10 protein-coding genes are annotated in these 13,458 nt (G+C 75.8%); 5 read left to right on the top strand and 5 right to left on the bottom strand.

The genetic code is table 11. From position 1 onward, the window contains the following. Nucleotides 1-22: 22 nt before the first annotated feature. The 5 genes from ACGF0J_RS35560 to ACGF0J_RS35540 all read right to left on the bottom strand — a co-directional run bounded on the left by ACGF0J_RS35560 (nucleotide 23) and on the right by ACGF0J_RS35540 (nucleotide 6,477). The gene (locus ACGF0J_RS35560) at nucleotides 23-1,081 is read right to left on the bottom strand and encodes a DUF917 domain-containing protein (RefSeq protein WP_393153239.1); all 1,059 of its coding nucleotides are present in this window, start codon (nucleotides 1,079-1,081) and stop codon (nucleotides 23-25) included. Further along, nucleotides 1,074-2,591 carry a hydantoinase/oxoprolinase N-terminal domain-containing protein gene (locus tag ACGF0J_RS35555; RefSeq protein ID WP_393153237.1) on the bottom strand — a complete coding sequence of 506 codons (1,518 nt, stop codon included), beginning with the start codon at nucleotides 2,589-2,591 and terminating at the stop codon, nucleotides 1,074-1,076. The genes ACGF0J_RS35560 and ACGF0J_RS35555 overlap by 8 nt, the downstream gene beginning before the upstream one ends. 31 nt (nucleotides 2,592-2,622) lie before the next feature. Then, the gene (locus tag ACGF0J_RS35550) at nucleotides 2,623-3,942 is read right to left on the bottom strand and encodes a purine-cytosine permease family protein (RefSeq protein ID WP_393153235.1); all 1,320 of its coding nucleotides are present in this window, start codon (nucleotides 3,940-3,942) and stop codon (nucleotides 2,623-2,625) included. A 127-nt stretch (nucleotides 3,943-4,069) separates the two neighbouring features. Continuing rightward, nucleotides 4,070-5,380: a hydantoinase/oxoprolinase N-terminal domain-containing protein gene (locus tag ACGF0J_RS35545; protein ID WP_393153233.1), complete on the bottom strand. Its 1,311-nt coding sequence runs from the start codon at nucleotides 5,378-5,380 to the stop codon at nucleotides 4,070-4,072. Next, complete coding sequence (locus ACGF0J_RS35540) at nucleotides 5,377-6,477, bottom strand: DUF917 domain-containing protein (RefSeq protein WP_393153231.1); 1,101 nt, start codon at nucleotides 6,475-6,477, stop codon at nucleotides 5,377-5,379. The genes ACGF0J_RS35545 and ACGF0J_RS35540 overlap by 4 nt, the downstream gene beginning before the upstream one ends. Nucleotides 6,478-6,565: 88 nt before the next feature. Between ACGF0J_RS35540 and ACGF0J_RS35535 the strand changes: the two genes are divergently transcribed. The 5 genes from ACGF0J_RS35535 to ACGF0J_RS35515 all read left to right on the top strand — a co-directional run bounded on the left by ACGF0J_RS35535 (nucleotide 6,566) and on the right by ACGF0J_RS35515 (nucleotide 13,307). Further along, nucleotides 6,566-8,005 carry a PucR family transcriptional regulator gene (locus ACGF0J_RS35535; RefSeq protein WP_393153229.1) on the top strand — a complete coding sequence of 480 codons (1,440 nt, stop codon included), beginning with the start codon at nucleotides 6,566-6,568 and terminating at the stop codon, nucleotides 8,003-8,005. Nucleotides 8,006-8,139: 134 nt separating this feature from the next. Then, entirely contained in the window at nucleotides 8,140-9,717 is a 1,578-nt protein-coding gene (locus tag ACGF0J_RS35530; protein ID WP_393153227.1) for an ABC transporter substrate-binding protein, read from the top strand. Next, a complete protein-coding gene (locus ACGF0J_RS35525; RefSeq protein ID WP_393153225.1) occupies nucleotides 9,702-10,742 on the top strand; it encodes an ABC transporter permease in 1,041 nt (346 codons plus the stop codon). The genes ACGF0J_RS35530 and ACGF0J_RS35525 overlap by 16 nt, the downstream gene beginning before the upstream one ends. Then, nucleotides 10,732-11,628, top strand: a complete 897-nt coding sequence (locus tag ACGF0J_RS35520) for an ABC transporter permease (protein ID WP_393153223.1) — start codon at nucleotides 10,732-10,734, stop codon at nucleotides 11,626-11,628. The genes ACGF0J_RS35525 and ACGF0J_RS35520 overlap by 11 nt, the downstream gene beginning before the upstream one ends. Continuing rightward, nucleotides 11,625-13,307 carry an ABC transporter ATP-binding protein gene (locus ACGF0J_RS35515; RefSeq protein WP_393153221.1) on the top strand — a complete coding sequence of 561 codons (1,683 nt, stop codon included), beginning with the start codon at nucleotides 11,625-11,627 and terminating at the stop codon, nucleotides 13,305-13,307. The genes ACGF0J_RS35520 and ACGF0J_RS35515 overlap by 4 nt, the downstream gene beginning before the upstream one ends. Nucleotides 13,308-13,458: the final 151 nt, after the last annotated feature.

Below are 13,458 nucleotides of genomic sequence, written 5' to 3'. Positions count from 1 at the left end.
ACCGCGTCCTCGCCGGCCCGTGTCAGGCGGCCGCCAGGGGGAGGTAGTCGCAGTCGTAGCCGAAGTAGCGCGGGCCGGCCAGCTCCAGCCCCGCCGGGGTCGTCCAGCGCGGGTCGCAGGGCACGGCGATGACCGTGACCCGCAGGCCGTAGCGCATCGCCTCCGTGGTGACCGGCTCGCCGGTGTCGGTGTCGAGCACGCAGATGAGGTCGGGCGTGGTCGCCACGATCTCGCCGTCCCGGCGGGCGAGCAGGTGCTCGTTCTGGAAGTGCAGCTCCAGGTCGCTCGTGCCCTCCAGCCGGGCCCGGCCCCTGGCGAAGCCCCCGGTGGTGCGCCGCTCCACGTCCACCACCTTGCCGGCGAACAGCCGCACCCCGCCGAGCACGCCGAGCGCCGCCGCCACCGGGTCGGCGTGGCCGGCCCGCGCCTCCCGTACGGCCCGGCCGAGGCTCTCGGCCAGGGTGAGCGTGGCGGGCACCAGCCCGTCGCGGAGCTGGTCGCCGCGCAGCACCGTGTCGGCGCACGACACCTGGCAGCCCATCTGCACGCACGCCGCCCTGGCGATGCGCTCGGCCCAGCGGTTGGTCACCGCCTCCACGACCAGGGTGTTGCCCTTGTCGTCGGCCAGCGCCATGGGCGTGTTGGGCACGCCCATCAGCGTCGGCAGCACCATCTGGGCCTCGGGGAACGCCCGGCCCATCGCGTCGCCGTCCACCAGCGGCAGCCCGGCCTGCGCGGCGGCCGCGATGGGGATCATCGAGTTCACGCCGCCGATCTCGATGGGGACGATGTGGCTGGCGGGCCGGCCGAGCACCTGTTCCAGGGCACGCAGGGCGGTCAGCTCCTCGGTGCCGGCGGGCAGTTTCTCCAGCAGGACGGTGGGCGCGCCCATCCCCGACACCGGTACGACGGTCGCGTCGGCGGGCACCTCGCCGATGTCGAGGACGGTCACCGGGCCGTGCCTGCGGATGGCCTCGCGGGCCAGCAGCATGCCGACGTAGGGGTCGCCGCCGCCGCCCGTGCCGAGGATCCCGGCGCCCCGCGCCAGGTCGCCGAGCACGTCGATCCCGATCTCACGCATCGATCTTCTCCAGGTCCAGGTCACCGACGGCCTTCACCCTGATCCGGGTGGCGTCACCCGGCAGGTAGGCGAGCGGCAGCTCCTCCACGTCCACGATCCGCACGCTGCCCGCGCGGGCGCCGGCCCGCTCGGCGCGGCTCACCGCCTCCGCCCGGGCCTCGGCCAGGTTGGCCTCGCGCGGGCCGGAGAACACCCGGTCCACCTCGCCGCCGACCTGGGCGATGGCCGCGCCGACCGCGTTGGCCACCTCGTAGTGGTCGGGTCTGCGCACGTCGGCGAAGCCGGGCAGCTCGTCGATGAGGATGCTGCCGCCGCCGACCAGGACGACGGGCAGCGGCGCCGGAGAGGTGCGCATGCGGTCCACGGCCTCGGCGACCCGTTCGGCGATGCCCTTCAGCGCCGGGCCGGGGTCCACGCCGGCGACCCGTGCCGGGTCGCCGAGGCGGGCATGGCCGGCGGCCACGGCGAGGTCGGTGGCGGTGAGGGTGGGGCCGCCGAAGACGAGCGCCTCCGACGTCAGCCGGTAGCCGACGCTGCGCGGTCCGGTGGTGCCGTCGCCGGCCACGACGGAGCCGCCGCCGATGCCGATCGACAGCACGTCGGGGATGCGGAAGTTGGTGCGCACCCCGGCGACGAGCGCCTCCCCCGCTGCCTCGCGCGGGAAGCCGCCGGCGAGGACGCCGACGTCGGTGGTGGTGCCGCCGATGTCGACGACCGCGCAGTCGCTCAGCCCGGACAGGTACGCGGCCCCGCGCATCGAGTTGGTCGGCCCCGAGGCGAAGGTGGCGACGGGGTAGCGGCGGGCGTGGGCGACGTCCATGAGGGTGCCGTCGTTCTGCGACAGGAACAGCGGCGCGGTGATGCCCGCCCGGCGCAGCGCCTCGCCGAAGGCGGCCACCGTCCGGTCGGCCAGCGGGCGCAGCGCGGCGTTCACGATCGTGGCGTTCTCCCTGGCCAGCAGTCCGACGCGGCCGATCTCGGCGGACAGCGACAGGTGCACGCCCGGCCCCAGCTCGGCGGCCAGGATCTCGGCCGCGCGCCGCTCGGAGTCGGCGCTGACCGGGGAGAACACCGAGGAGACGGCGACGGAGCGCAGCCCGCGCGCCCTGATGTCGGCGGCGACCGCCCGCAGCTCGGCCGGGTCCAGGCCGGACAGGGGGGTGCCGTCGTACTCGTGGCCGCCGTGGCACAGGTGGATCGCTCCCTCGACGGCCTCGCGCAGCGGCAGGGGCCAGTCGACCAGCGGCGGGAGGGCCGCCGTGGCGGGCAGGCCGAGCCGCACGGCGGCGACCGGCTCCAGCCTGGCGGCCTCCACCAGGGCGTTGACGAAGTGGGTGGTGCCGATCATCACGGCGGACACGTCGGTGGCGCCCAGCGCGGCGAGGGCCGCGGCGACGCCGCCGGTGACGTCCTCCGTGGTGGGGCACTTGACGGTGGCCAGCACCTGGCCGTCACCGTCGATCAGGGCGGCGTCGGTGTTGGTGCCGCCGACGTCGATGCCGATACGCATGTGGGGGTCTTTCCTGACGGTTGCTGACATTTCAGACGTTCACCGCGCGCTGTTCCACGGGTTGCTCGCGAGTCCCCCGGACCAGGCCGAGACGACCGGCCACGACGTACGCGACGCCGGCGAGCAGCAGCGAGTTGAGCGCGGGGATGCCGAACCACTGGTGTTGCTCGCTCAGCCAGCCGAACACGGCCGCCGCCACCCAGATGACGAGCGTGGCCGGGACCCAGGTGGGCTCGGTGTCCGGCAGCCGCCCGGCGGCGCGGGAGGCGTCCAGGACGGGCCGCCAGCGGCGGAGGACGAAGTACTCGGCGACCATGATCCCGGCGATCGGCGGCGTGATGACGCCGAGGATGAGCAGGAAGTCGGTGAAGCGCTCCAGGATGCCCGCCGCGGCCAGCAGGCTGCCGAGGATGCCGATGCCCAGGGTGACGGTGACCCGGTTCAGCCGCACGCCGATGGTGGACTCGACCGCGGTGAGCAGGCCGAGCGTGGCGGAGTAGAGGTTCCAGTTGTTGATCTTGACGGTGGCGGTGATGAGCACGATGACGCCGACCACGCCGGAGGACGCCGTGATGATCGCGATGACGTCGGACGACTTGACCGCGTAGGCCAGCAGCACGCCGGCCAGGCCGAGCACGTACTCGCCGAGGGAGATGCCGACCAGCGTCTGCTTGACCACGTCGCCGGTGTTGCGGTTGAACCTCGTCATGTCGGGCGTGGTGACGGCGCCGACGATGTAGGAGCCGGCCACGATGGTGGCGCCGGTCGCGATGCTGATCGGCTCGCCGAACGGCGGTGAGGCCACCAGGGCGCCGAGGTCGTGCCGGGACATCTCCACCCACATCGCCCAGCCGGCCAGGCCGAGGAAGGCCGGCACGGTCACGAACGCCGTCAGGCCCATCGCCTTGAAGCCGCGGATGACCAGCAGCGTCACGCCGAGCCCGGCGACCAGCGACCAGGCCCACAGCGGCAGCCACGACATGATCGAGTGCAGGCCCGCCGCGAAGACCGCGGTCTGCACGCCGAACCAGCCGAAGAGGCTGAGCATGATGACGACGCCGATGAGCGTGGCACCGTACCGGCCGAACCCGGTCCAGCGGGCGAGCATGGAGGTCGACAGGCCCTCCCGCATGCCGGCGATGCCGACGAAGATGCAGACCACCTCCAGGATCACCGAGCCGAGCGTGAACGCCCAGAACGCGCCCCAGAAGGACAGCCCGGCGCCCAGGGTCGCGCCGAGCAGGAACTGCGTCAGGTCGGAGAGCTGGCCGAAGCGCTGCACGGCCACGTTGAACCAGGGGTAGCGGGCGTCGGCCGGCACCCGCTCCAGCGGGTAGTCGGGGTCGGTCATGGGTGGTGCCTCTCTCTTGGGGGGTGCACGAGTCTGTCTCTGTTGGGGGGTGGGCAGGTCTGTCGGCGGCGCGGGCCTGCCTGCGGGCACGCGCGCGCCCGCCGGGGGACGGGGTCGGCGAGCCGGGTCACAGGGGGGACGGCGGGCCGGCGGCTCTGGCGCGGAGCCTGACGAACCGGCCGGGCAGATAGGCCAGCGGTGTCTCGTCCACCTCCACCACCACCACGTGCCGCGGGTCGGCGCCGGCGCGGACCGCCGCCGCCCGCGCCTCCTCCATGACGTCCTCCAGCACCACGGGCGTCGCGGACCGGTCGGGAAGCCGGACGATCCGCTCGTGCTGGCCGCCGACGGGGCTGACGGCCGCGCCGATCGCGCCCGCCGCCTCCCCGTGCTCGGGATGCACCCCTCCGGGCACGTCGTGCGCGCCGCCGCCGACCACGACCAGCGGCAGCCGCCCGGCGCCCGGCTGGAGCCGGTCGACCGCCTCGGCCAGTTCGGCCGGGTCGAACGGCCGGGGCAGCCGGATCAGCGCCGGGATGCGGGACCCGACACACACCCCGCCGATCTCGGCCCCGCCGACGGCCTCCTCGGGGAAGCCGCCGGCCAGCGCGCCGACGTTGACCCGCCGGGCGCCCACGTCGGCGACCACCGCGTCCTCCAGCCCGGCCAGCGCGCCCGCCCCGCGCAGCACGCTCGCGGGCCCGCTGCCGAGACTCGCCCCGGGGTGGCGGGCCAGGTGCTCCAGGCTCATCAGCGTGCCGTCGCCGCGGGTGACGAACACGGCGGCGCCTGGGTGGAGCGCCGTCAGCGTGCCTGCCAGCCGGTCGGCGAGCCCACCGGCGACACCGGACAGGGCGGCGTCGAGGACGGTGGCGTTCTCGCGTTCCAGCAGCCCGATCGAGCCCAGGTCGGCGGACAGGGCGATCGGCAGGTCGCCCAGCTCGGCCCGGAGGATCTCGGCCGCCTGGCGTTCCTGCTCCCCGTCCAGCGGCGAGAACAGGCCCGCGACGGCGACCGCCTGCGCCTTGCCCGCCACGCCGGCGGCGAACCGGGCCACCGCGTCGCGGTCCAGGGGCGTCCAGTCCTCCCGGTCGAGCCCGCCGCCGCCGTCCACGATGTCGACGCCGGCGCAGACGGCCGCCCGCAGGTCGGCGGGCCAGCCCCACAGCGGACGCACCGCGCGGGCGGCGGCCCCGCCGATGCGCAGCACCCCGACCCGGCGCAGCCCCCGCCGCTCGGCCACGGCGGAGGCGGTGGCCCGCAGCCCCACCGCGACCTGGGCCGGATCGTGCCGCGGCAGCCGCACGAGGGCGGCCCCCACGCTGGCGACGGCGTCGCCCGGCACGGAGCCGACCGCGGCGGTGGCGACCAGGGCGCCGTCGTCGTCGATCAGCGCCGCCTCGGTGGTGGCGAGTCCCACGTGCACACCGGCCTTCATCGGAACACCTCACCGGGCGGGGCTCCGCTGCCGCCGGATGCGGGCGGCGCCTGTGGCGACGCCGGCCGGGCGCGCGGCTCGTCCGGTGCGGCTCTCCAGACGGTCGAGCGACCGGGCGCGCCGAGCGGCGCGGGGATGCCGGACAGGCCGAAGGCGGCGGGCCCCGCCAGGCGCAGTCCCTCGGGGGTGTACCAGATCGGGTCGCACGGCACGCGCAGCACGCTGACCCGCAGGCCGTACCTGATCTGCTCGGTCTGCACCACCTCGCGCGTGCGGGTGTCGAGCAGCGCGATGACGTCGGGCACCGCCGCAACCGGCCGCCCGTCCTCGATCGCCGCGAGGTATTCGCTGCCCGCCTCGACGCGCAGCAGCCGGCCCTGGTCGCGGCCCAGACCCTCGACGAGGATCGAACCCGCCGCCTCGGCTACCTTCCCGGTGATCAGCGGCTCGGGCAGGGCGGTGCCCAGGCGCACCGCCCGGGTGACGGAGCCGAGCGCCGTCGCCGTGGCGACCTGGTCACCGCGCAGGACGTACTCGCTGGTCGCGACCTGCCCGCCGAACGCCTCCAGGGACGCGCGGACGTAACGTTCCAGCCAGCGCCCGGTGACGTGCTCGATGACGACCGTCCGGCCGCGCTCGTCGCACAGCACGGCCGGGGTGGCGGGGATGCCGCGCAGTTCCATCACGGTCTGGTCCATGCCGGGGAAGGCGCGGCTCATCCCGTCGGCGTCCACCAGCGGCAGGCCCAGGCGGGCCGCCCACGCGACCGCGAGGCAGCCGTTGGCCCCGCCGATCTCGCTGGCCATGACGGCGCCGACGCGGACGCCGAACAGTTCCTCGATCTTGTCACGCAGGTGGACGGGCTCCTCGGTGCCGCCGACCCGCTCGGACATCACCGCCGACGAACCGGCCGTGCCCACCGGCATGACCAGCAGGCCGGGGTCCAGGTCGGCGGGCGCGACGACGCGGACGGGGCCGTGGTCCTCCAGCGCCTGGAGGGCGGCGGCGCGTCCGATCGTCACGGAGCCGCCGCCTCCCGAGCCCAGGACGGCGCAGCCCCGCGCGAACGCCGGGAGCAGCCCGGTGTCGATGTCCACGCTGCCCAGCGTACGAATGCCCAGGTCAACGGGCATGTGCCCGGAGCACCTGTTTCGCCCGCCGATGTGCTGGTGGCACACTGGCGGCATGTACCTGCTCGCCGAGCTGCACCGGCTGGCGGGGCCCGACGTGCCGCGCGCCGCCACCGGCGTGCGTCTGGTCGAGGACCTCAAGGAGGTGGCCTGGCAGCCTCCGGGGTCCGTCGTGGTGCTCACCCGGGCGGCTTCGCGGCAGGCCACGGGTTACCGGCTGGACGTGGCGCTGCGGGACGCGGCGGCCGCCCGGGCCGCGGCGCTCGTCCTCACCGCCCGCGCCCCGGCCACCGGCCATCCCGGCGCCGGCCTGGTGCCCGACATCGACCGGAGCGCCGCGGTCCTCGCCCGGCGCGGCCGCGTCGTCCTCTGCGAGGCCGCCGGCGGCGACCCCGCGCACCCCCCGCCCGGCGACCCCGCGCCCGGCGGCGACGGCGGGCCGGGCGACCTCGCCGAGCTGATCGTCGCCATCGACCGGGTCATCGCGGGTGACGCGGCCGACGCGCTGATCAGGACGGCGCGGGCGATGGAGGGCGTGCTGCGGGCGGGCGGCGCGCCCGACCGGATCGCCGAGGAGGCCGCCGCCGCGCTCGGCGTGCCGGTACGCGCCGAGGGCCACGACTTCTCCGCCGAGGCGCGCGACGGGCACCTCGGCCGGGCCGTCCAGGTGGTGCTGCGGCTGTCGGCCCTGGCCGCGGCCGCGGGGCCGGCCGACGAGCTGCCCGGCCGCTCGCGGTCCCAGGTGCTGACCGAGCTGCTGGTGACGGCGGAGAAGCAGGCGCAGGAGCTGGCCCCGCGAGCCCGCGCGCTGGGGCTGCCGATCGACGAGTGGCACATCGTGCTGCGCCTCGAACCTCTCATGGACGAGGGCCCCGAGCGCTACGCCCTGCTCGACACCGTCGCCTCCCGCACGGCCCGGGCCGTACGGGAGATCGTCGGCCCGTCGTGGAACGGCGCCCTGGCGGGCGACGCGCTGGTGCTCGTCCGCACCCAGCCGCGCGATCCCGGCCGGGCGGGGTTGCGTGAGGCGGTCCGTGACGCCGGCCGTCTCCTGGGCCGGGTCCGCCCGGCCGGGGCCGAGCTGCGCTGCGGGGTGAGCACCGCGCACCAGGGCCTGCTCGGGCTGCGCACGTCGGCCTCCGAGGCGCGTACGGCCCTGCGCCGCAGCCGCCTGCCGCTGGCCACGTACGACCTGGCCGGGCTGGACCGGATGCTGGAGGAGTGGTACTCCTCCGACGCGGCCCAGCAGGCCGTCAGAGAGCTGCTCCAGCCCATCCTGGACCTTCCGGGCGAACGGCCCGCACAGCTCCTGGCCATCCTGCGCGCCTACCTCGACCACCACGGCTCGCCCGCGCGGGCCGCGGAGGAGGTGCACCTGCACCGCAACGCGGTGAGCAGGAACATCCGCCGCATCGAGGCCCTGTTGCAGGCCGACCTGTCCGACCCGCAGCAGCGGCTCGCCCTCCAGCTCGCCTGCCGCGCCGCCCGCGCCTGAGACCGGGCCACCGGCTGCCGGATGCGGGGCGAGCCCCAGGCCGTGGTGGCCCGGCCGCTCTCGGACCGCACCCAGCGACGGCAACCTGATGCCACCTACAAGCTCCTGCACATTATTTGCAATAATGCTGAATCATGCACAGACGTCCGGTTCTGACCGCGCTCGCCGCGATGTCCGTAGCCGTCCTCCTCGCCGCCTGCGGGCAGGGCGGCGGGCAGGGCGGCGGCACGAGCACCCCCGCCCGCGACGGCACGCTCACCTACGCACTCGGCGACGAGCCCGAGACCTTCAACCCCGGCCTGCAGGACGAGCACACCGACCCGGTGACCGAGCTGGTCTTCCGCGGCCTGACGCGGCGGGACGCCGACAACAAGGTCGTCCCCGCCCTCGCCGAGTCGTGGGAGGTCGCCAAGGACGGCAGGTCCTACACCTTCCGCCTGCGCAAGGGGCTGACCTGGCACGACGGCGAACCGCTCACCTCGGACGACGTCACGTTCACCATCGAGACGATCAAAGCGGCCGGAGCGGACTCGCCGCTCGCCCGCAACTTCACCGCCGTCACCTCCGTCACCGCGCCCGACGCCACGACGGTCCGCCTGGAGCTCGCCCGGCCGTTCGCCCCGATGCTCGACGCCATGGCGATGGCCGTGCTGCCCAGGCACGTCCTGAACGGCAAGAAGATCACCGACTCGGACTTCGGCCGGCAGCCGGTCGGCGCCGGGCCGTTCGAGCTGACCACGTACAAGCCCGGCCAGTACGCCGAGCTGCGGGCGTTCGGCGGCTACTACGAGGGCGCCCCCGGCCTGCAGAAGATCATCATCAAGTACGTGCCGGACGACAGCGCCCGCCTGATCCAGCTCGCCAACGGCGAGGTGGACGCAGCCGCCCTCGCCCCGCAGCAGGCCGGCAAGGCCCGGGGCAAGCGGCTGGAGGTCTACCCGACCGCCGACTACCGGGCCCTGATGTTCAACATGACGAACCCCGTCTTCGCCGACAAGCGGGTGCGCCAGGCGATGAACCACGCCGTCGACCGCGACGCGATCACCAAGAGCGTCGTGCTCGGCTACGGCACCCCGGCCAAGGGCCCGCTCGACACCTCCCCGTACGCCGCCGCGCCGGGCTTCGCGCACGACCCCGCCAAGGTCGCCGCGCTCATGGCCGAGGCCGGCTACGCCCGCGACGGGCAGGGCCTGTGGGCCAAGGACGGCAAGACGGTGCGGTTCGAGCTGAGCACGTTCGCCGAGGACTCGCTGCGGGTGGCCATCCTCAACGTGGCCGCCACCCAGCTCCGGCAGCAGGGGTTCGACGCGGTGCCGACGCCACGCCCGCGCGACTGGGTGCGCCGGCACTGGGGCGACCTGGAGGTGTTCGTGGTCGGCTGGGGCACGCCGTACGACCCGGACACCTCTGTCTACGGGCCCTTCCACTCCTCCGAGGCGCTGGCCGAGGGCGGCTCCAACTTCGGCTCCTACCGCAACCCGGCCGTCGACAAGGCCCTGGAGGACGGCCGCGGCACGCTCGACCCGGACCGGCGCAAGGCCGCCTACGACGCCTTCCAGCAGGCGCTGCAGGACGACCCGCCGTTCGTGTGGATCTCGTACCTGAAGGCGATCAACGCGGTGCCGGAGGACCTGACCGGCCCCCGGCAGCGCACGCTCGGCCACCACGGCTACGGATTCTTCTGGAACGCCGAGACGTGGCGCTATCGCTGATCCGGCGGGCGGCGACCGCGCCGGCCGTGGTCGCCGTCCTGTCGGTGGTCTGCTTCGCCCTGCTCGACGCCGCGCCGGGAGATCCGGCGGCGTCCGTGCTGGAGGCGCGCAACGGCGGCCGGCCGCCCGCCGCCGAGGACGTGGCGCGGCTGCGCGCCGAGATGGGGCTGGACGAGCCGCTGCCCGTCAGGTACGCGCGGTGGGTGTCGGCGGCGGTCCGCGGCGACCTCGGCACCTCCTACCTCACAGGCCGGCCCGTCACCGAGACCCTGGCCGCCACCGCGCCCTGGACCGCGCTGCTCACCGCCGCCGCGACGCTGCTGTCGGCCGCCGGCGCGGTGGCCGTCGGCCTGGTGGCCGCGCTGACCCGGCGGGCCTGGCTGCGCCGGGCGATCGACGGGGCGATGTTCGTGCTGGGCGGACTGCCCGGGTTCGTCGCCGCGCTGCTGCTGCTGTACGTCTTCACGGCCGCCACCGGGCTGCTGCCGTCCGGCGGGGTGAGCCGGCCCGGCGAGCCGGTCACCCCGTACGCGCTGCTCACCCACCTGGTGCTGCCCGCCACCGCGCTGGCGTTCGGCCACCACTTCGGCATCTACGTCCGGCTCGTGGAGAGCGGCGTCGGCCGGCTGCGCGACGCCCCGCACGTCGACAACGCCCGCGCCCGCGGGCTGCCCCGGCGGGTCGTCACGACACGGCACCTGATGCGGCCCGGTCTGGTGCCGTTCACCGCCCGGCTCGGCGTCAGCGTCGGCACGCTGCTGACCGGCGCGTACACCACCGAGGTCGTCTTCTCCTGGCCCGGCATGGGCCGCCAGGCCATCGACGCCGCCCGCGGCCAGGACTACCCGGTGCTCGTCGCGATCGTGCTGGTCACCGGGCTGGTGGTGGTGGCCGCCAATCTGGCCGCCGAGCTGGTCGTCGCCGCGCTCGACCCGCGCATCCGCCGCCGCGCCCCCGGGAGGCCGTCCATGCCGTCCGACCCGCACCCGGTTCGCGCCGACGGGACGGCCGCCCATGCCGGCTGACCAGCCGCCCGCCGGGGTGCGGGCCGGGGTGCGGGCCGGGGTGCGGCCGCGCGGGCTGCTCGCCGTGCGGATGCGGCCGCGCCGTCCCGCGCTTCCGGTCGCGCTCGTCGTGCTCGCGGCGATGGCGGCGCTGGCCGCCGCCGCGCCGCTGCTGACGCCGTACGAACCGCTCGCCACCGACACCGCCGCCACCTCGCTGCCGCCCGGCTCGCCCGGCCACCCGCTCGGCACCGACATGCTGGGCCGCGACCTGCTCAGCCGCATGCTGTACGGCGCGCGCACGTCCCTGGTCGTCGGCATCACGGCGGCGGCCGTCACCGTGGGCGCCGGCACGCTCATCGGCGGCCTGGCCGCCGTCGCGCCCCGCTGGCTGGACGGGCTCATCGCCCGAGCCGCCGACGTGCTGCTCTCCCTGCCGCTGCTCGTCGTGGTGCTGGCGCTGGCCGCCGTCGCGGGGCCGTCGATGCACGTGGTGATCCTGGGCATCGCGGTGACGAGCTGGATGCCGGTCGCCCTGATCGTCCGCGCCGAGCTGCGCAGCCTGCGGGAACGCCTGTACGTACGGGCCGCCTACGGGCTCGGCCTGACCCGGCGGCAGGTCCTGTGGCGGCACCTGCTGCCCGGGGCGGCGCCGCCGGTGGCCGCCATCGCGGCGTTCGAGGTGGGGCACGCCATCCTGACCGAGTCCACGCTGAGCTTCCTCGGCCTCGGCATCCCGCCCAACCAGCCGAGCTGGGGCAACCTCCTCACCGAGGCGCAGTCGCACCTGCTCACCGGCGAGTGGCACACGGTCGCCGTGCCCGCGGCGGCGGTGATCGTCACGATAGTCGCGGTGAACCTCGTCGCGAACGCCGTCGGCGGCCGTCCGGAAGGCAGGCCCTGGTGACGCCCGACCCCCACACGCACCGCCGCACCGCGCACCGCCCGGACACACACGGCCCCGACCCGGGCCGTCCGGTCGTCCGCGGTCTTATCGTCCGTTCCCTGGTCGTCGAGGCCGGTGGCCGCCGGGTCGTGGACGGGCTCGACCTGGACGTGCCGCGCGGTCGGGTGGTGGCCCTGGTGGGCAGGAGCGGCAGCGGCAAGAGCCTGACGGCCCGCGCCGTCGCCGGACTGCACCCGGCGACCGGCTCGGTGTCGCTCGACGGGGCGCCCGTGATGGCGGGACGGTCCGTCGGCTACGCCTTCCAGGACGCGCTCGCCTCGCTCAACCCGACCATCACGGTCGGCAGCCACCTCGCCGAGACGCTGCGTGCCCACGGCGGGGCGGCCGGGGGGCACGCGCCGGCCCGGGCCATGCTCCGGGGAGCGCGGCGGAGGGAGGTCCGGGCGGCCGGGGAGGAGGCGCTGCTGTCGTGCGGGCTGCCCGGCACGCTGTGGGACGCCTACCCGTTCGAGCTGTCCGGCGGTCAGGCGCAGCGGGTGGCGCTGGCGCTGGCCGTCGCCACGTCGCCGCCGCTGCTCATCGCCGACGAGGTGACCTCCGCCCTCGACCCGGTCACCCAGGCCCCGGTGCTCGACCTCGTCCGCGCCCAGGCGCACGAGCACGGCCGGGCCGTGCTGCTGATCACCCACGACCTGGCGGCGGCCGCGCGGTGGGCGGACGACATCGCGGTCCTGGACCACGGCCGGATCGTGGAGGCCCGCCCGGCGGGCGGCGTGCTGTCGGACCCGCGGGCCGACCTGACCCGCACCCTGATCACCGCCTCCCGGGTCACGTCCGGGACGGCTGGGGTCACGGCTGGGGTCACGGCCGGGGTCACGGCCGGGACAGGCGCGCGGGCCGGGGCCGGGCTGCGCTGCGTGGACGTGCGCCGCGAGTTGCGGGGCCGGGGCCGGCGGGTGCGGGCGCTCGACGGGGTCGGCCTGGCCATCGAGCCCGGCGAGTCGGTCGCCGTCGTGGGCCGCAGCGGCTCGGGCAAGACCACGCTCCTCGGCACGCTGTCCACCCTCGACCGGCCCGGCTCGGGGACCGTGACGGTGGACGGCCGCGACGTGTGGGCGATCCGGGATCGTGACAGGCGGGCGGTCCGCAGGACCACGGGTCTGATCTTCCAGAACCCGCAAGCCTCGTTCGACCCCCGCTACACCGTCGGCCAGGTCGTCGCCGAGGCGCTTCCCCGGGGCGGGGCGGCCGGATCCGCCGCGGCGCAGGTGGCCGCGGAGGTGGCGGCGCTGCTGGCGCGGGTCGGGCTGGAGGCCGGGTTCGCGGCGCGGCGGCCCGCCACGCTCTCGGGTGGGGAACTGCAGCGGGTCGCCATCGCCCGCGCGCTGGCGCAGCGCCCGCGCGTGCTGCTGGCGGACGAGCCCACGAGCGGGCTCGACGTGCTCGCCACCGAGCATGTCCTCGGCCTGCTGGCGGGGCTACGGGTGGAGGGGCTGACCCTCGTCGTGGTGACGCATGACCTGCGGGTCGCCCGCCGCGTCGCGGACCGGATCGTCACCATGAGCGAGGGCCGCGTCGTGGAGGACCTGCCCGCCGCCGACCTGACCGCCGCGACCCACCCGGAGACGAGGGCGCTGCTCGCCGCCACTCCTGCCATGCTCGACGAAAGCCCGGCCTGACCACCGTCCCCGAGCGCCCCCCGCGCGCCGTCCCCGAGCGCCCCGGCCGGGCCGTCCCCGAGCCCTCGGCCGGGTCCGTCCCCGAGCGCCCCCACCGCGCCGCGGAGATCGCCGGACGGAAATCCGCCGCGGCGTTGAGCCGGAACGGCTC

This window comes from Nonomuraea sp. NPDC047897 (assembly GCF_043204415.1).
Taxonomy (GTDB): Bacteria; Actinomycetota; Actinomycetes; order Streptosporangiales; family Streptosporangiaceae; genus Nonomuraea.
This window is presented reverse-complemented; position numbering and strand designations above follow the sequence as displayed.

Excerpts from the sequence above, each read along its gene's own strand:
- ACGF0J_RS35560 (WP_393153239.1), bottom strand. The coding sequence starts at position 1,081 with ATGCGTGAGATCGGGATCGACGTGCTCGGCGACCTGGCGCGGGGCGCC.
- ACGF0J_RS35555 (WP_393153237.1), bottom strand. The coding sequence starts at position 2,591 with ATGCGTATCGGCATCGACGTCGGCGGCACCAACACCGACGCCGCCCTG.
- ACGF0J_RS35550 (WP_393153235.1), bottom strand. The coding sequence starts at position 3,942 with ATGACCGACCCCGACTACCCGCTGGAGCGGGTGCCGGCCGACGCCCGC.
- ACGF0J_RS35545 (WP_393153233.1), bottom strand. The coding sequence starts at position 5,380 with ATGAAGGCCGGTGTGCACGTGGGACTCGCCACCACCGAGGCGGCGCTG.
- ACGF0J_RS35535 (WP_393153229.1), top strand. The coding sequence starts at position 6,566 with ATGTACCTGCTCGCCGAGCTGCACCGGCTGGCGGGGCCCGACGTGCCG.
- ACGF0J_RS35530 (WP_393153227.1), top strand. The coding sequence starts at position 8,140 with ATGCACAGACGTCCGGTTCTGACCGCGCTCGCCGCGATGTCCGTAGCC.
- ACGF0J_RS35520 (WP_393153223.1), top strand. The coding sequence starts at position 10,732 with ATGCCGGCTGACCAGCCGCCCGCCGGGGTGCGGGCCGGGGTGCGGGCC.